General features: G+C 71.5%; 20 protein-coding genes. 18 read left to right on the forward strand and 2 right to left on the reverse strand.

Features of this window, described 5'->3' with window-relative positions; translation table 11 throughout:
* Positions 1-67 precede the first annotated feature (67 nt).
* Positions 68-967, forward strand: coding sequence for a helix-turn-helix domain-containing protein (locus ACZ7GX_RS13780; RefSeq protein WP_498776385.1), 900 nt, complete (start codon positions 68-70; stop codon positions 965-967).
* Positions 948-1,142, forward strand: coding sequence for a DUF397 domain-containing protein (locus ACZ7GX_RS13785; RefSeq protein WP_498776387.1), 195 nt, complete (start codon positions 948-950; stop codon positions 1,140-1,142). Before ACZ7GX_RS13780 ends, ACZ7GX_RS13785 begins: the two co-directional genes overlap by 20 nt.
* Positions 1,143-1,147: 5 nt before the next feature.
* On the opposite strand, the gene ACZ7GX_RS13790 is transcribed toward ACZ7GX_RS13785, so the two are convergent.
* Positions 1,148-2,377 carry an isochorismate synthase gene (locus tag ACZ7GX_RS13790; protein WP_498776389.1) on the reverse strand — a complete coding sequence of 410 codons (1,230 nt, stop codon included), beginning with the start codon at positions 2,375-2,377 and terminating at the stop codon, positions 1,148-1,150.
* A gap of 63 nt (positions 2,378-2,440) precedes the next feature.
* Here ACZ7GX_RS13790 and ACZ7GX_RS13795 point away from each other — a divergent pair, with 63 nt between their 5' ends.
* The 7 genes from ACZ7GX_RS13795 (at position 2,441) to ACZ7GX_RS13825 (ending at position 7,255) form a co-directional block, all read left to right on the forward strand.
* Positions 2,441-2,890 carry a DUF3592 domain-containing protein gene (locus tag ACZ7GX_RS13795; protein ID WP_498776391.1) on the forward strand — a complete coding sequence of 150 codons (450 nt, stop codon included), beginning with the start codon at positions 2,441-2,443 and terminating at the stop codon, positions 2,888-2,890.
* A 42-nt stretch (positions 2,891-2,932) separates the two neighbouring features.
* Positions 2,933-3,868: a 1,2-phenylacetyl-CoA epoxidase subunit PaaA gene (gene paaA / locus ACZ7GX_RS13800; protein WP_498776393.1), complete on the forward strand. Its 936-nt coding sequence runs from the start codon at positions 2,933-2,935 to the stop codon at positions 3,866-3,868.
* Positions 3,865-4,149, forward strand: a complete 285-nt coding sequence (gene paaB, locus ACZ7GX_RS13805; protein WP_053715320.1) for a 1,2-phenylacetyl-CoA epoxidase subunit PaaB — start codon at positions 3,865-3,867, stop codon at positions 4,147-4,149. The genes paaA and paaB overlap by 4 nt, the downstream gene beginning before the upstream one ends.
* A gap of 64 nt (positions 4,150-4,213) precedes the next feature.
* On the forward strand, positions 4,214-5,101 hold the full coding sequence (gene paaC / locus ACZ7GX_RS13810) for a 1,2-phenylacetyl-CoA epoxidase subunit PaaC (protein WP_498776395.1): 888 nt from the start codon (positions 4,214-4,216) through the stop codon (positions 5,099-5,101).
* Positions 5,098-5,589: a 1,2-phenylacetyl-CoA epoxidase subunit PaaD gene (gene paaD / locus ACZ7GX_RS13815; protein WP_498776397.1), complete on the forward strand. Its 492-nt coding sequence runs from the start codon at positions 5,098-5,100 to the stop codon at positions 5,587-5,589. The genes paaC and paaD overlap by 4 nt, the downstream gene beginning before the upstream one ends.
* Positions 5,589-6,623 (forward strand): 1,2-phenylacetyl-CoA epoxidase subunit PaaE, encoded by a 1,035-nt coding sequence (gene paaE, locus ACZ7GX_RS13820; protein ID WP_498776399.1) that lies wholly within the window; start codon positions 5,589-5,591, stop codon positions 6,621-6,623. The genes paaD and paaE overlap by 1 nt, the downstream gene beginning before the upstream one ends.
* A 17-nt stretch (positions 6,624-6,640) precedes the next feature.
* Positions 6,641-7,255, forward strand: coding sequence for a hypothetical protein (locus tag ACZ7GX_RS13825; RefSeq protein WP_498776401.1), 615 nt, complete (start codon positions 6,641-6,643; stop codon positions 7,253-7,255).
* Between the two features lie 167 nt (positions 7,256-7,422).
* Here the strand turns inward: ACZ7GX_RS13825 and ACZ7GX_RS13830 are convergent, their stop codons facing one another.
* Positions 7,423-8,250, reverse strand: a complete 828-nt coding sequence (locus ACZ7GX_RS13830) for an inositol monophosphatase family protein (RefSeq protein WP_498776403.1) — start codon at positions 8,248-8,250, stop codon at positions 7,423-7,425.
* A 144-nt stretch (positions 8,251-8,394) separates the two neighbouring features.
* Between ACZ7GX_RS13830 and ACZ7GX_RS13835 the strand changes: the two genes are divergently transcribed.
* The 9 genes from ACZ7GX_RS13835 to nuoE all read left to right on the forward strand — a co-directional run bounded on the left by ACZ7GX_RS13835 (position 8,395) and on the right by nuoE (position 17,053).
* Positions 8,395-9,498 (forward strand): glycosyltransferase family 4 protein, encoded by a 1,104-nt coding sequence (locus tag ACZ7GX_RS13835; RefSeq protein WP_498776405.1) that lies wholly within the window; start codon positions 8,395-8,397, stop codon positions 9,496-9,498.
* A gap of 47 nt (positions 9,499-9,545) precedes the next feature.
* Positions 9,546-10,655, forward strand: coding sequence for a glycosyltransferase (locus ACZ7GX_RS13840; protein ID WP_498776407.1), 1,110 nt, complete (start codon positions 9,546-9,548; stop codon positions 10,653-10,655).
* Positions 10,656-10,778: 123 nt separating this feature from the next.
* Positions 10,779-11,483 (forward strand): demethylmenaquinone methyltransferase, encoded by a 705-nt coding sequence (locus ACZ7GX_RS13845; RefSeq protein ID WP_498776409.1) that lies wholly within the window; start codon positions 10,779-10,781, stop codon positions 11,481-11,483.
* A gap of 78 nt (positions 11,484-11,561) precedes the next feature.
* Positions 11,562-12,839 (forward strand): geranylgeranyl reductase family protein, encoded by a 1,278-nt coding sequence (locus ACZ7GX_RS13850; protein ID WP_498776411.1) that lies wholly within the window; start codon positions 11,562-11,564, stop codon positions 12,837-12,839.
* Between the two features lie 345 nt (positions 12,840-13,184).
* Complete coding sequence (locus ACZ7GX_RS13855; RefSeq protein WP_053715312.1) at positions 13,185-13,550, forward strand: NADH-quinone oxidoreductase subunit A; 366 nt, start codon at positions 13,185-13,187, stop codon at positions 13,548-13,550.
* Positions 13,551-13,561: 11 nt separating this feature from the next.
* Positions 13,562-14,110: a NuoB/complex I 20 kDa subunit family protein gene (locus tag ACZ7GX_RS13860; protein ID WP_498776413.1), complete on the forward strand. Its 549-nt coding sequence runs from the start codon at positions 13,562-13,564 to the stop codon at positions 14,108-14,110.
* Positions 14,111-14,235: 125 nt separating this feature from the next.
* Complete coding sequence (locus ACZ7GX_RS13865; protein WP_498776596.1) at positions 14,236-14,934, forward strand: NADH-quinone oxidoreductase subunit C; 699 nt, start codon at positions 14,236-14,238, stop codon at positions 14,932-14,934.
* The gene (locus tag ACZ7GX_RS13870; protein ID WP_498776415.1) at positions 14,931-16,334 is read left to right on the forward strand and encodes an NADH-quinone oxidoreductase subunit D; all 1,404 of its coding nucleotides are present in this window, start codon (positions 14,931-14,933) and stop codon (positions 16,332-16,334) included. The genes ACZ7GX_RS13865 and ACZ7GX_RS13870 overlap by 4 nt, the downstream gene beginning before the upstream one ends.
* A complete protein-coding gene (gene nuoE / locus ACZ7GX_RS13875; protein ID WP_498776417.1) occupies positions 16,331-17,053 on the forward strand; it encodes an NADH-quinone oxidoreductase subunit NuoE in 723 nt (240 codons plus the stop codon). Before ACZ7GX_RS13870 ends, nuoE begins: the two co-directional genes overlap by 4 nt.
* The last annotated feature ends 14 nt before the right edge of the window (positions 17,054-17,067 follow it).

Genomic DNA, 17,067 nt, shown 5'->3' on the forward strand with positions numbered 1-17,067 from the left:
GATGCTAAGGGGAAAGTTCTCCTTAGGCGCTCGCTCGATCGGCTAGATCCTCACGGAGGCCGGGGTCATGCGTGCTCGTCAGACGTTGGAGCGGCGGCAGCTCGGCCTGTCGCTGAGGCGCTACCGCACCCTGCGCAGCGCTTCCCAGGCCGAGGTCGCCGCGATCGTCGGGGTGAGCGATTCGCGGATCAGCAAGGTCGAGGACGGCACCGCCACGCTCACCACCGAGCAGCTCGCGCAGGCGCTCGACTTCCTCGACGTGCACGGCGCCGAACGCGAGACCGTCCTCGAACTCGGCGCCCGCGCTCGCAAACGCCTGCGCCGCAGCGCGAAGGACGTGCAGCCGTACACCGACACGCTTCCCGGCTCGTTCCAACGGCTCGCCGACATGGAAGCGGACGCCACGGCGATCTACTGCTACGACTCCGGCGTGATCCCGGGCATGCTCCAATCTCCGGCTTACATCCGCGCCGGGATGAGCTCGGCCAACGGCGTGTTCTGGGAGCCGTCGGAGACCGAGGTCGAAACCCGCTACACGTTCCGCCGGGACCGACAGGCGAGGATCTTGGAGTCGGACGAGCCGAAGAAGCTCGAATTCGTCTTCACCGAGGACGCGGTCGAGTGTGGCGGAGGAAGCGCGGAGACCAGGCGTGAACAGCTCGAACACCTGCTCCAGCTGGCCGAACAGCACCCGGACATCACCATGCAGGTAGTGAGGTCGGGCGACCTCAGGAACCCCGTTCCGAGCGGCGGGCTGATCGTGCTCGACTTCGACGGCACCGCGCCGAATGTCGCGTTCGCCCCGACGATCTACGGGCCGTCCACGTACTTCGACGACCCGGTCGACACCGCGAACCTGTTGCGGGCGTTCAGGAAAGTCCAAGGCCTTGCCCGTGGCCACGCGGATACGATCGAGTTGATCCACAGGCGGCTACTGGAGGGTGACCATGCCGGACTCACCGCGTGACACGGGCTGGTTCAAGAGCACCTACAGCGCCCCCGCCAGCGACGCGTGCGTGGAGTGCCGCATCACCGCCGACCACGGCGTCGGTGTTCGCGACTCCAAGAACCCGGGCGCGGGCGCGTTGTGGGTCGGTTCCGCCGCCTGGTCGGGGTTCGTGGCGGGCTTGAAAGCGCGATAACCCGGTTATCGGCCTTCGAGGGCTTCCCGAAAGGGCAGCATCTTGGCGTGCGCCTCGTGGACCTCGGAGTCCGGGTCCGACTCGGCGACCAGGCCGCAGCCGGCGAACAGCCGCGCCGTGCGGCCGTCCACCTGCGCGCAGCGCAACGCGATGCCGAGCTCGCCGTCGCCGTTGCCGTCGATCCAGCCGACGGGGCCCGCGTAGCGACCGCGGTCCATGCCCTCCAGCTCCTCGATCATCGCGATGGCGTCCGCGCGCGGCGTGCCGCCGACGGCCGCCGTGGGGTGCAGCGCCTCGCCCAGCGCGAGCAGCGACGGCGTGCCGCTGAGCGTGCCGATGACGTCGCTGGACAGGTGCGAGACGTTCGGCAGCCGCAGCACCGAGGGCCCCTCCACCGACATGGTGTCGCAGAACGGCTGCAGCGTCTGCACCAGCGACGCCACCGCGTACTCGTGCTCGTCGAGGTTCTTGCCCGACGACAGCAGCGCGGCGGCCAGCTCGTCGTCCGACATGCCGTCGTGCGGCCACGTCGTGCCGGCGAGCACGCGTGAGTCGACCACGGACCCGCTGCGCCGCAGCAGCAGCTCGGGCGTGGCGCCGATCAGGCCGTCCACGGCGTACACCCAGCACTCCGGGTACCGCCGGGCCAGGCCTTCGAGCACGAACCGGTGGTCGATGTCGACGTCCGCGACCGCGAGCAGGTCGTGTGCCAGCACGACCTTGTCCAGCTCGCCCGCGCGCATCCGCTCGACCGCCGCGCGCACGGCCTCGCGATACCCGGTGACGGACACCTGCCCGTCGCTGTAGCGCACCTCCGACGGCTTGCGCACCGGCTCGACCCGTCGCTTGCCGCCGCCGCCGATCGTGGTCAGCCAGCTGTGCCCGTTGCGGCGGCCGAGCACGACCTCGGGCACCACGAGCACCGAGTGGCCGGGTCGGTCGGAGAACGCCATGCTGACGAACGCCACCGGTCCGGTGCCGGGCACGCCGAGCTCGTCGTCCACGACGAGGTCGTCGGTGAACTCGCGCCACCAGCGGTCGGCGGCGGCGAACCGGTCCGGTCCCGACACCTCGAACCGGGCCGCCTCACCCCATCCGACCAGGCCCGTTCCGTCCCGCACCCAACTCAGCGCACCGGTCGGCGCGGGTAGCCCGCCCAGCAGGTTGTCGCCCGCGACGCGCCTGGTGTGCACGCGCAGCCGTTGTCGGGTCCGCGAGGCAGGAGCTGAGGTCACGGCGTCGAGGGTATGGACTCATCGCTGAGATCCGGCGCGGAGGCCGCCCTAGACTCCTCAGTTGTGGTGGACGACGCAGTGCGGACAGGTGCCCGCCCCAAGGCCCGGCTCCTGGTCAGCCGGGCGTTGGTGCTGCTGGGCGCGGTGGTGACGCTGATCGGGGTGATCCTGCTCGCGGCGTGCTGGCGCGACGACCTGATGATCGAGGAGCGACTGGGCAAGGCGACCGCCGAGGTGGTGTCCGTCTCGTTCCAGCGGACCGTGGTGCGCTTCGCCACGCCGGACGGCGCGGTGCACAGCCCGTCCCAGGGCCTGCTGTACCCGGAGGGGTTGGAGCCGGGCCAGTTGGTGCGCATCGAGTACGACACGGCCGACCCCGAGGTGGCGCGGGTCGCCGGGCGCACGGCCGTGCTCGCGCTGCTGCCGATCGGCACCTTCCTGCTCGCGGTGTGGGCGGTGCTGCTGCCGCTGCTCTGGTGGGTGACCCGGAGAGGCAAGCACGGCAGGTTGTGACAGTTCTGCCGTAAATCAGCCACCAGGTGTAACATCGGGTGCATGGACCTGGAGGCGCAGTTCGAGCGCACCGTCGCGGCCGAGCAGCGCGTCGAGCCGCGCGACTGGATGCCCGACGGCTACCGGAAGACGTTGATCCGGCAGATCGCGCAGCACGCGCACTCCGAGATCATCGGCATGCAGCCCGAGGGCAACTGGATCAGCCGCGCGCCGTCGCTGCGCCGCAAGGCGATCCTGCTGGCGAAGGTCCAGGACGAGGCCGGGCACGGGCTGTACCTGTACGCGGCGACCGAGACGCTGGGCGCGGACCGCGGCGAGCTGACCGAGAAGCTGATCTCGGGCCGGCAGAAGTACTCCTCGATCTTCAACTACCCGACGCTGTCCTACGCCGACGTCGGCGTGATCGGCTGGCTCGTCGACGGCGCCGCGATCTGCAACCAGGTGCCGCTGTGCCGCACGTCCTACGGGCCGTACGCGCGGGCGATGATCCGCATCTGCAAGGAGGAGTCCTTCCACCAGCGGCAGGGCTACGAGCTGCTGATGACGATGATGTCCGGCACCGACGCCCAGCGCGCGATGGTGCAGGAGTCGGTGAACCGCTGGTGGTGGCCGTCGCTGATGATGTTCGGCCCGCCGGACGCCGAGTCGTCCAACACCGAGCAGTCGATGAAGTGGCGGATCAAGCGCAACACCAACGACGAGCTGCGGCAGAAGTTCGTCGACATGACCGTGCCGCAGGCGGAGAAGCTGGGCGTGACGCTGCCCGACCCGGAGCTGAGGTGGAACGCCGAGCGCGGGCACCACGACTTCGGCCAGCCCGACTGGGACGAGTTCTGGCAGGTCGTCGGCGGTAACGGGCCGACCAACGCGCAGCGCGTCGAGCACCGGCGCAAGGCCCACGAGGACGGCGAGTGGGTGCGTGCGGCGGCTGCGGCGCACGCTTCGAAGCACGCGGCTGTCGAGGAAGGTGTGGCATGAGTGCGTCGTGGCCGCTGTGGGAAGTGTTCGTGCGCGGCAAGCGCGGGTTGAACCACGTGCACGTCGGGTCGCTGCACGCGCCGGACGCCGAGATGGCGCTGCGCAACGCGCGTGACGTCTACACCCGGCGCAACGAGGGCGTGTCGATCTGGGTGGTGCCCGCGACGGCGATCACCGCGTCGTCGCCGGACGAGAAGGACCCGTTCTTCGAGCCGAGCGGGGACAAGGTCTACCGGCACCCGACGTTCTACGAGATCCCCGAGGACGTGCCGCACCTGTGACCCGGGTGCGGGTGTCCCGCAGAACACAGTGACAACGGCCCCCCGACGAACGTGCGGTGACGCGATGAGCTTTGACAACGCGTACGAATCTTTGATCGACCACGAGGACGCGCACTGGGCGTTCGGGACCGGGTTCTCCGAGCCGTTGGCCGGGGTGGACCGCGAGGTGCCCGACGTCGACCGCGCCGACCTGGCCGCGTACTGCCTGATGCTCGGCGACGACGCGCTGGTCATGTCCCAGCGGCTGGCCGAGTGGTGCTCCCGCGCGCCGGAGCTGGAGGAGGACGTCGCGCTGGCCAACATCGCGCTCGACCTGCTCGGCCAGTCCCGGATGCTGCTGACCAGGGCGGGCGAGGTCGAGGGCGCGGGCCGGGACGAGGACGCGCTGGCGTACCTGCGCGACGAGCGGGACTTCCGCAACGTGCACCTGGCGGAGATCGAGTGCGGACCGTTCGCGGGCGGCGACTTCGCCACGACCATGGCGCGGCTGCTGGTGTTCTCGTCGTGGAAGCTCGCGCAGTACTCGCGGTTGCGGGCCGGCGCCGACCCGGTGTTGGCGGCCGTGGCGGCGAAGGGCCTGAAGGAGCTGGCCTACCACCGCGACCACGCCGCCCAGTGGGTCGTGCGGCTCGGTGACGGCACCGAGGAGTCGCACCGGCGGATGCGGGCCGGGTTGGCGCGGGTGTGGCCGTTCCTGGCCGAGCTGTTCACCCCGCACCCGGTCGAGCTGCGGCTGCCCGGTGTCGCGGTCGACCCCGCCGAGCTGCGGTCCGAAGTGGACGGTGTGCTGGACGCGGTGCTGGCGGCGGCGGGGCTGGCGCGGCCGGCGGACGTGCCCGCGGCGCGGGTCAACGGGCTGGCCGGGCGCGACGGCGTGCACACCGAGGCGTTCGGCTACCTGCTGGCCGAGATGCAGCACCTGCACCGGTCGTTGCCGGGGGCGTCGTGGTGAGCACCGCCCTCGAAGTCGCCGCGCGCGTCCGCGACCCGGAGCTGCCGGTGCTGACGCTGGCCGACCTCGGCGTGCTGCGCGAGGTCACCGAGTCCGGCGGTCGGGTGTCGGTGACGATCACGCCCACCTACTCGGGGTGCCCGGCGATCGACGAGATGGCCGCCGACCTGCGGCGGTCGTTGCTGGCGGCGGGGTACGCGGCGGTGGACGTGCGGCTGTCGCTGTCGCCCGCGTGGACCACGGACTGGATCAGCGAGGCCGGGTTGCGCAAGCTGCGGGAGGCGGGCATCGCGCCGCCGTCCCGGCTGGGACCGCGCGCGGTCGGTCCGGTGCCGTTGAACCTGACGCCGCCGTCGCGGCGGGTGACCTGCCCGCGGTGCGGGTCGTCGCGGACCGCGGAGGTGTCGCGGTTCGGGTCCACGGCGTGCAAGGCGCTGCGCCGGTGCGCGGACTGCGCCGAGCCGTTCGAGCACGTGAAGGAGATCTGATGGCACGGCCGGTGTTCCACAAGCTGACCGTCGCGTCGGTCGAGCAGCTGTGCCCGGACGCCGTCGCGGTGACGTTCGAGGTGCCGCCGTCGCTGGCCGCGGACTTCGCGTTCGCCCCAGGGCAGTACGTGACCCTGCGCAACGGCGACGAGCGGCGCTCGTACTCGATCTGCGCGCCTGCCGGCGGTCCGCTGCGGATCGGGGTGCGGCGGGTGGACGGCGGGCTGTTCTCCACGCTGCTGGTGGACCGGTTGCAGCGCGGCGACGTGCTGGAGGTGCTGCCGCCGCAGGGCAACTTCACGCCGTCCGGCGGGTCGCACCACGGTCTGGTGGTGGCCGGGTCCGGCATCACGCCCGCGTTGTCGATCGCGGCGTCGGTGCTGGCCGGCGGGGCGCGGGTGACGATGCTGTACGGGAACCGGCGTGCGGACACGGTGATGTTCGCCGAGGAGCTGGCGGACCTGAAGGACCGCTACCCGGCGCGGTTCCAGCTGGTGCACGTGCTGTCGCGGGAGCCGCGGGACGTCGAGCTGTTCAGCGGGCGGTTGGACGCGGCGAAGCTGCGGGCGCTGTTCTCGACGGTGGTGCCGTGGGCGGACGTCGACGCGTGGTGGCTGTGCGGGCCGTACGGGATGGTGCGGGACGCGGAGGACGTGCTGGGTGCGTTGGGCGTCCCTCCGTCCGCCGTGCACCACGAGCTGTTCTACGTGGACGAGCCGCCGCCTCCGCCGCGCCGCGCGGAACCGTCGGCTTCCGCTTCGGCCACCGCCACGGTGATCCTGGACGGGCGGACCACCGAGGTGCCGCTGCCGGCGGACGTGCCGATCCTCGACGCGGCCCAGCGGGTGCGCGCGGACCTGCCGTTCGCGTGCAAGGGCGGCGTGTGCGGGACGTGCCGCGCGCTGGTCGTGTCCGGTGAGGTGGAGATGCGGCGGAACTACGCGCTGGAGCCGCGCGAGGTGGAGGCCGGTTTCGTGCTGACCTGCCAGTCCGTTGCCGTGACCTCGGCGGTTACCGTGGATTACGACGCCTGATCTGGCACATTGTGCCCATGGCACGGTCGGCGCTCTGGGGACTGCTCATCGGCACGACGCTGATGACGATCCTGTTCATGGTCACCTTGGCGGTGCCGTCCGGTGACGACTCCGCGCCGTTCCTGGCGTCCCTGATCGCGTCCGGGATCGTCGGCGTGGTCCTGGGAGGCGTCCCGGGCACGGTGGTCGGTGTCGTGGTCGGAGCCATCCGCCGCCGTTCCCGGCCCCCGGTCCAGCTGCCACCCCCACCACCCCCGCTCCCCGTCCCGCCTCCGGTGAAAGACCGCTGGTCGGCGATGGTGGGCCGCTGTGAGCTGGCCGTGCAGCGGGTGGGCGCCGCCGTGGCCACCGTGCCCGCGTCACCGGCCAGGGCGTGGCTGGAGCGGATCGCCGCGCAGTTCGCCGCCGAGCTGCCGGACGTGCGCCGGATCGCCGACCTGGGCCGAGCCCTGGCCGCCGACCAGTCCCACCCGGTGACCGACCGCCTGACCGCCGCCGTCCACGACTTCACGTCGTTCGAGGACGAGGTGGGCCGCGTGGCCCTCCGACTCCTGGACCAGACGTCCCTGGACGCGGTCCGCACCCACCTGGAAGTCCTGGAACAACAACTGCCGCACATGGGCAATGGTTAGAGCGTCGGGTGGCGGCCCTGATCGAAGGCGTCCAGCGCGCTCCGGCTGCCCTGAACAGCGCGAAACCCGGCAACCGACCGTCCGGACGGTGAACCGGGTTCACTTCCAGGCCCTACTGGGCCTGGCGTGACCGACTGTACACAGAGCGCGTTGATCCGCCAAACGGTCTAACGAGGCGTGGACGACGCCTGCCACCAGGCCAGGACCTCCTCCGCCACCTCCGGCATGGCGACGAGCAGGCCGTCCACCGGCAGGGGCGCGTCCTCGCCCCGCCGGTCCAGCACGGCGGCGCCCGATTCGACGGCCAGGGCGACCGCGCCGGCCACGTCCCACTCGTGGTAGCTGTCCAGGACGGCGGCGGCGGCGTGGCCCAGGGCCACCTGGGCGACGGCCAGGGCCTTCGAGCCCAGCACCCGCACGCCCGTGCCCGCCACGGCGGCCCGCGAGATGAACTCGCCCATCCCCGGCCACGGGCCGGTCCGCGTCATCTCCGTGCACACGATGGAGCTCACCGCCTGGTCGCCGAGCCGCACCGGCGTGCCGTTCGCCCGCATGCCGCGACCCCGCGCGGCGGCGTAGATCTGGGCCCGGTACGGGTCCGCGACCACCCCGACGACCGGACCCCACCGGTCGATCAACGCCAGGCTGTACGCGCACCAGGGCACACCGGCGACGTAGTTCGCGGTCCCGTCGACCGGGTCGACCACCCAGCGGAACTCCGCGTCGCTCACCACGTCGCTGTCGGTGTCCTCGCAGAACACCGGGATGTGCGGGAACTCGGCCGTCAGCACCCGCCGCGTGTGCCGCTCCAACGTCCGGTCCGTGTCGGTCACCCAGTCGAACGGCGAGGTCTCGTCATCGGGTCGCGCGCCGCGCCCGGCGGTCGCCATGATCACGTCGGACGCGTCGTTGGCGAGTCGGCCCGCTATCTCCAGCGCGATCGACACCAGGCCGGGATCGACGGGCTGCGCGGGTCGGGACGACAAGACGGTCATGCCGACCTAGTGTCACCGCACAGAGTGACCGCGCCACGTACTCCAGGTGAACCCGTGGCCAACGTCGACCGCGACGCGAGGTGTTCGGCGCGCGTTCGCGGAGGTGTCACGCCGCCGTGTCCTTCGCACCGCATGGTGATCGGCGTGCGCGTAGCGATCGTCACCGAGAGCTTCCTGCCCCAGGTCAACGGGGTCACCAACTCGGTGCTGCGGGTCCTGGAACACCTCCGGGCGCGCGGTCACCAGGCGTTGGTGGTGGCTCCCGGCGCGGGTGCCGACCACCACCTCGGCACGCCGGTCGTGCGCGTCCCGGCGGTGGACCTGCCGAGGTTCAGCTCGCTGCCCGTCGGGGTGCCGACGCGCAAGGTGCTGACCGCGCTGGCCGACTTCCGGCCGGACGTCGTGCACCTGGCGAGCCCGTTCGTGATGGGCGCCCGCGGCCTGTCCGCCGCACGCAGGCTCGGCATCCCGACCGTCGCGGTCTACCAGACCGACATCGCCGGGTTCGCCGGCCACTACGGCCTCGGCCTCACCGCCCGTGCCGCCTGGCGGTGGACGCGCCGGCTGCACGCGCAGGCCGACCGCACGCTCGCGCCGTCGACCTGGGCCGTCGACGCGCTCCAGGAGCACGGCGTGCCGCGCGTGCACAGGTGGGGACGTGGCGTGGACGTCGAGCTGTTCCACCCGTCCCGGCGGGACGACGCGTTGCGCGCCTCGTTGGCGCCGAACGGCGAGCTGCTCGTCGGGTACGTCGGCCGGCTGTCGCCGGAGAAGCGGGTGGACCGGCTCGCGGCGCTCGCCGACCTGCCCGGCGTGCGGCTGGTGGTGGTGGGTGAGGGGCCGGAGGAGGCGCAGTTGCGACACGACCTGCCCGGCGCGGCGTTCCTCGGGTTCAAGAGCGGCGCGGACCTGGCCACGGCGTACGCGAGCTTGGACGTGTTCGTGCACACGGGCCCGCACGAGACGTTCTGCCAGGCCGTGCAGGAGGCGTTGGCCAGCGGTGTGCCGGTGGTCGCGCCGGACGCCGGCGGGCCGCGTGACCTGGTGCAACCCGGCACCGGCTACCTGTTCGCCGACGACGGGCAGCTCAGGCGGGCCGTGGTGGAGCTGGGCGACCCGCTGCGCCGCCGCCGGTTCGGGCAGGCGGCCCGGCGCTGGGTGCGCGGGCGCACTTGGTCGGCCGTGTGCGACGAGCTGCTGGGCCACTACGCGGCCGTGCTGGACCTGCCGGAACGCCGTGCAGCATGAGGATCGGGCAGGCATGAACATCGGGCAGGCATGAAGGTCGGGCACGCATGAGGATCGTCCAGCTGGCCAACTTCTACGGTCCGCGCTCCGGCGGCCTGCGCACGGCGCTGCACCACCTCGGCGACGGTTACGCGGCGAACGGGCACCAGGTCACGTTGGTCGTCCCGGGCGCCGCGCACGCCGACGAGGAGCTGTCGCCGGGCGTCCGGCGGGTGACGTTGCCCGCGCCGCGCATCCCCGGCACCGGCGGGTACCGGGCGGTGGACCCGTGGCGCGTGCGGGCGTTGCTCGACCACCTGTCGCCCGACCGGCTGGAGGTGTCGGACCGGCTCACGCTGCGCGGCATGGGCCGGTGGGCGGCGGCGCGCGGCGTGCCGAGCGTGGTGATCTCGCACGAGCGGCTGGACCGGCTGCTGGAGCAGTTCCTGCTGCCCACGCCGTTGGCGCGGCGGGTTGCGGACCGGGCCAACGCGCGGATGGCGGCGTCCTACGACACGGTGGTGTGCACGACGGAGTTCGCGCGGGAGGAGTTCGACCGGATCGGTGCGCGCAACGTGGCCCGCGTGCCGCTGGGCGTCGACCTGCGGACGTTCACGCCGACCCGGCACGACCGGTCGTTGCGGGCGGAGCTGGCGCGGGGCGCCGACGCGCTGCTCGTGCACTGCGGGCGGTTGTCGGCGGAGAAGCACGTCGAGCGCAGCGTCGACACGGCGGCGGAGCTGCACGCGGCCGGGCACGACGTGCGGCTGGTCATCGCCGGCGACGGTCCGCGCCGGGAGGCGTTGGAACGCCGTGCCGCCGGTCTGCCGGTCACCTTCCTGGGGTTCGTCGGCCGGCGCACGGACGTCGCCGACCTCCTCGCCACCGCCGACGTCTCCCTGGCGCCGGGCCCGCACGAGACGTTCGGCCTGGCCGCCCTGGAAGCGCTGGCCTCCGGCACCCCGGTGGTCGTCTCGGCGTCCTCGGCATTGCGCGAGATCGTCCGCCCGTCCTGCGGCGCCGCCGTGCCCGACCACGCCCCGGCGTTCGCCGGCGCCGTGACCAGCCTGCTGGACCACCCCGAGCCGACCCGCCGTTCCGCCGCCCGTGCCCGCGCCGAGGAGTACCCCTGGCAAGCCGCCGTCACCGGCATGCTGACCGCCCTCCGCGCCACCTGACCCCCGCGTGTCCGACCTCCAGGACACGCGCGTTCCGGAGGGGGACACGCGGGGCTGAGGGTCGGCCGGGCCGGGGCTCAGGGTTCGGGTGGCGGGGTTGAGGGCGTCACCTAGGCTTCCGGCATGGCGCGTGCAGGTCTGGACAAGAACCCCCGCGAGGTCGCGGAGATGTTCGACGGCGTGGCCAAGGGCTACGACCGCACGAACTCGGTCATGACCCTGGGGTTCGACCGGCGCTGGCGGGAGTGGAGCAGGCGGGTCCTGGACGCCAAGCCCGGCGAGAAGGTGCTGGACCTGGCGGCGGGCACGGCCGTCTCCACGGTGGAGTACGCGGCCTCGGGCGCGTGGTGCGTGGCGGCCGACTTCTCGCTGGGGATGCTGCTGGGCGGCGCGCACCGGCCGGTGCCGAAGGTGGCCGCCGACGCCCTGCGCCTGCCGTTCGCGGACAACTCCTTCGACGCCGTCACGGTGTCCTTCGGCCTGCGCAACTTCAACGACACCGAGGCCGCGCTGCGCGAGATGGCCCGCGTGGTCAAGCCCGGCGGACGGCTCGTGGTGTGCGAGGTCTCCACGCCGACGTTCCGCCCGTTCCGCTTCGTCTACATGCGCCACCTGCTGCGGATCCTGCCGCTCATCGCCCGGTTCGTCTCCTCCAACCCGGAGGCCTACAAGTACCTCGCCGAATCCATGCGCACGTGGCCCGACCAGCGCGCGCTCGGCGAGATCGTGGCCCGCGCCGGCTGGGAGGACGTCGCCTGGATGAACCTCACCGGCGGCATGGTCGCGCTGCACCGCGGCACGAAGCCCGCACCGCCCCAGGCCTCGTAGCCCTCGAGCGCGCAAAGCCTCAGCAACGCGCAAGTAGACTCGCCCTGGACTTTGTGAACACGGGCACAAGGAGCGGGGATGACGACTCCCAGCCGCCGCAAGGCAGGCGAGGACGCCGAGGTGATCGTGGTCGGCGCGGGGCCCGCGGGCTCCACCGCGGCCACCTACCTGGCACGCGCGGGCCTGGACGTGGTGCTGCTGGAGAAGAGCACCTTCCCGCGCGAGAAGGTGTGCGGTGACGGCCTGACCCCGCGCGGGGTCAAGCAGCTGATCGACCTGGGCATCGACACCCGCGAGGAAGCCGGCTGGCTGCACAACCGCGGCCTGCGCGTGGTCGGCGGCGGCGTCACGCTGGAGCTGGACTGGCCCGAGCTGGCCACGTTCCCGCCCTACGGCCTGGTCCGCCCGAGGCAGGACTTCGACGAGATGCTGGCGAACACCGCCGTCGCCGCGGGCGCCCGCATGCACCAGCAGACCACCGTCACCGGCGCGGTGGTCGAGAACGGCCGGGTCGTCGGCGTCGAGGCCAAGCAGGGCCCGGACAAGACCCCCGTCACCTACAGGGCGCGCATCGTCCTGGCCTGCGACGGCGTCAGCGCCCGCCTCGCCCTCAGCGTCGGCATCCAGAAGGACGACGCCAAGCCGATGGGCGTCGCGGTCCGCCGCTACTACGCCAGCCCCCGCACCAAGGACGACTACCTGGAGTCGCACCTGGAGCTGTGGGACCGCGCCAACGACGTCCTGCTGCCCGGCTACGGCTGGATCTTCGGCATGGGCGACGGCACCGTGAACGTCGGCCTCGGCATCCTCAGCACCTCCAAGGCCTACGGCACCACGGACTACCGCGCGCTGCTCAAGAGCTGGCTCGACGGCACCCCCGAGGAGTGGGGTTTCCGCGAGGAGAACGCCACCGGCAAGATCGGCGGCGCGGCCCTGCCGATGGGGCTGAACCGCAAGCCCCACTACCGCGACGGCCTGCTGCTCGTCGGCGACGCGGGCGGCATGGTCAACCCGTTCAACGGCGAGGGCATCGGCTACGCCATGGAGTCGGCCCGGATCGCGGCCGAGACCGTGGTGCAGGGCCTGGCCCGCCAGGGCGCGAGCCGCGAACGCGCGCTGCACGGCTACCCCGTGCGCATCGAACAGGCCCTGGGCAGCTACTACCGGCTCGGCAACGTCTTCAGCAAGCTCATCGGCAACCCCACGGTCATGCGCACCGCCACCAAGTACGGGCTGCCGCGCAAGACCCTGATGAAGCTGGTCCTGAAGCTGCTCGCGGGCCTTTACGACCCCAAGGACGGCGACTCGTTCGACCGCATCATCACCGCGGCCACGAAACTCGCCCCAACGGCCTAACGGGCCTCCGCTAACCGACGCAGCGCCGACTTGAGAGTCGGCGCTGTTTCGTTTTCGGTGTGCTCCCGTTCACCGACGGGTCAGCCAACTGTTGATCTGCACCGTGAAAGTGCAGGTCAGTGCCTATGACGGGGGTGCCCGTCACGCCTCTGTGTGACGTTCTACACTGACCCTCAGGTCTTGTGAATCAGTTCACAACCGGCTGAGATGCCTTGTGAAGTGTTTCACAAGCGACCTGCGGATTGTTAGGCACGCCTAACCTCCGGAGGCCGCAAGAACACCCTTTAGGGTGCGCAACGGTCGGCGGTGCACCACCACCGCGACGCGAGGAAAGGACGACGGAGAGTGCTGGACCCTTACCTCCCCCTCGTATTGATGTTCGTCCTCGCCGGGGCCTTCGCGCTGTTCTCGGTGACGGCCGCGCCGTACATCGGTCCCCGCCGCTACAACCGCGCGAAGCTCGACGCCTACGAGTGCGGCATCGAGCCGTCGCCGCAACCCGTGGTGGGCGGTGGCCGCATGCCGGTCGCCTACTACCTCACGGCGATGCTGTTCATCCTGTTCGACATCGAAATGGTGTTCCTCTACCCCTTCGCGGTCTCCGCGGACCGGCTCGGCCTGTTCGGCCTGGTGGAGATCGCCCTGTTCGTCGCGACGGTCGGCTTCGCGTACGCCTACGTGTGGCGTCGCGGCGGCCTCGACTGGAACTGAGGGGGAAACCAGTGGGTCTCGAAGAGAAGCTCCCGAACGGCATCCTGCTCGCCAGCGTGGAGAAGCTGGTCAACTGGACCCGCAAGTCCTCGCTGTGGCCCGCCACGTTCGGCCTGGCGTGCTGCGCGATCGAGATGATGACCACCGGCGGCCCGCGCTACGACCTCGCGCGGTTCGGCATGGAGGTCTTCCGCGCCTCGCCGCGCCAGGCCGACCTGATGATCGTCGCGGGCCGGGTGACCAACAAGATGGCGCCGGTGCTGCGGCAGATCTACGACCAGATGCCGGAGCCGCGCTGGGTGCTCGCCATGGGCGTGTGCGCCTCCAGCGGCGGCATGTTCAACAACTACGCGGTCGTGCAGGGCGTGGACCACGTCGTGCCGGTCGACATGTACCTGCCCGGCTGCCCGCCGCGGCCGGAGATGCTGATCGACGCGATCCTCAAGATCCACGCGAAGATCATGGACGAACCGCTCGGGGCGAACCGCGCCGCGCTGCTGGCCGAGTCCGGCCACCAGACGGCCATGATCCCGTCCTCCGAGCGCTTTGCGAAGAAGTGAGCGGCATGGCAAACGACAGCAGCCCAGGCGGAACCGGCGCTGAGCAGGGCAAAGACGTCGAGAAGGCCCCCGGCGCGGGCACCCCGCAGACCGAGGGCAACCCCGAGGCGCTCAGCTCCGCGAGCATGAACGAGGCCCAGCACGAGGAGCACCTCGCGCGCGGCGGCATGGTCGCGGGCAAGGCGCGCCAGGGCATGTTCGGCATCTCCGGCACCGGCGACACCTCCGGCTTCGGCGGCCTGCGGCTGCCCGCCCACGTCGCCGCGCCGTCCGAGCGGCCCTACGGCGGCTGGTTCGACGAGGTCGCCGACGAGCTGCTGGCCGCGATCCGGGAGAAGGGCCTGCCCGCCGACACGGTCCAGCAGATCACCGTCGACCGCGGCGAGATCACCTTCTTCCTGCGCCGCGAGAACCTCGTGGACGTGGCGCGCATCCTGCGCGACGACCCGGCGCTGCGGTTCGAGCTGTGCAGCTCGGTGTCCGGTGTGGACTACGGCGCCGACGCGCCGCAGCGGCTGCACTCGGTCTACCACCTGACGTCGATGACCTACCGCCGGCGCATCCGGCTGGAGGTCGCGGTCGACGTGGACGACGCGCACATCCCCAGCGTGGTCTCGGTCTACCCGACCGCGGACTGGCAGGAGCGCGAGGCCTGGGACATGTTCGGCATCGTCTACGACGGCCACCCGGGGCTGACCCGGATCCTCATGCCGGACGACTGGGACGGCCACCCGCAGCGCAAGGACTACCCGCTCGGCGGCATCCCGGTGGAGTACAAGGGCGCGGAGATCCCCCCGCCAGACCAGAGGCGGTCCTACTCATGACCGAGCGACTTTCCGACGTGACCACCGGCACCGACACCAGTGCCGCGGGCCGTGACAGCGAAGCCCACGACGCCGGCCGCACCACGCCCGACACCGACGCGTACGCGGGCTCGCGCCAGACGACCGAGGGCACCGTCTACACGGTGACCGGCGGCGACTGGGACGAGGTGCTGGCCGAGGCCGCGGGTGACGAGCGCATCGTCATGAACCTGGGCCCGCAGCACCCCTCCACGCACGGCGTGCTGCGCCTGGTGCTGGAGCTGGAGGGCGAGACCGTCACCCAGGCCCGCAGCGTCATCGGCTACCTGCACACCGGCATCGAGAAGAACGTCGAGTACCGCAACTGGACCCAGGGCGTCACGTTCGTGACGCGCATGGACTACCTGGCCCCGCTGCACAACGAGGCCGCGTACTGCATGTCGGTCGAGAAGCTGCTCGGCATCACCGTCCCGCAGCGGGCGCAGACGATCCGCGTGCTGCTCATGGAGCTCAACCGGATCAGCTCGCACCTGGTGGCGCTGGCCACCGGCGGCATGGAGCTCGGCGCGCTGACCGGCATGACCGCGGGCTTCCGCGAGCGCGAAGAGGTCCTGCACCTGCTGGAGTTCCTCACCGGTCTGCGGATGAACCACGCGTTCATCAGGCCCGGCGGCCTGGCGCAGGACCTGCCGGACGGCGCCGAGCAGAAGATCAAGGACTTCATCAAGGTGATGGACTCCCGGCTGCCGGACTACGACAAGCTGCTGTCGGGCCAGCCGATCTGGCGCAACCGCCTCGCGGGCGTCGGCTACCTGCCGGTGGACGCGTGCCTCGCGCTGGGCATCACCGGGCCGATCCTGCGCTCCGCGGGCCTGCCGTGGGACCTGCGCAAGGTCGACCCCTACTGCGGCTACGAGAACTACGAGTTCGACGTGCCCACGTCCAACGCCGCCGACTCCTACGCCCGCTACCTGCTGCGGCTGGAGGAGATCCACCAGTCGCTCAAGATCGTCCGGCAGGCCGTCGACAACCTGACGCCCGGCCCGGTCATGGTGGCCGACGCGAAGGTCGCGTGGCCCGCGCAGCTGACCATCGGCGCGGACGGCATGGGCAACTCGCTCGAGCACGTCCGCAAGATCATGGGCCAGTCCATGGAGTCCCTGATCCACCACTTCAAGCTGGTGACCGAGGGCTTCGCGGTGCCGGCGGGCCAGGTGTACGTGCCGATCGAGTCGCCGCGCGGCGAGCTCGGCTACCACGTCGTCTCCGACGGCGGCACCCGGCCGATGCGCGTGCACGTGCGCGAACCCAGCTTCGTGAACCTCCAGTCGATGCCCGCGATGTGCGAGGGCGGCATGGTCGCCGACGTCATCGCCTCGGTGGCCTCTATCGACCCGGTGATGGGTGGTTGTGACCGATGACGCAGACGCAGGAACCCACCGACCTGTTCGACCAGTCCATCGTGGACAAGGCGCAGGCGATCATCGCGCGCTACCCGCAGGCGCGGTCGGCGCTGCTGCCGATGCTGCACCTGGTGCAGTCGGTCGAGGGGTACGTCAGCCAGGCGGGCATCACGTTCTGCGCCGGCCAGCTCGACCTGACCGACGCCGAGGTCAGCGCGGTCGCGACGTTCTACACCATGTACAAGCGCCGCCCGTGCGGCGAGCACCTGGTGAGCGTCTGCACGAACACGCTGTGCGCCGCGCTCGGCGGTGACGCCATCTACGCCAAGCTCAAGGACCACCTGGACGTCGGCCACGAGGAGACCGCGGGCGAGCCGGGCACGCCGGGCTCGATCACGCTGGAGCACGCCGAGTGCCTGGCGGCCTGCGACCTCGGCCCGGTGCTCCAGGTCAACTACGAGTACTTCGACAACCAGACGCCCGAGGGCGCGCTGGAGCTGGTGAAGTCCTTGCAGGCGGGGGACAAGCCCCACCCGACGCGGGGCGCGCCGCTGACCGACTTCCGCCAGGCCGAGTTGCAGCTGGCCGGGTTCTTCGAGGGTCGTGACGCGGACCTGGACGGCCCGTCGGCCGCACCGGAGACGGTGCGCGGGGCCAAGATCGCCGCGGAACGCGGCTGGACCGCGCCGGCCATGCCGGACAACGCGGAGTTCCCGCCGCTGCCGGAGAAGAAGTAGGTAGGGGAGCTGAC

The sequence above is a fragment of the Actinosynnema sp. NPDC037264 genome (assembly GCF_055603705.1).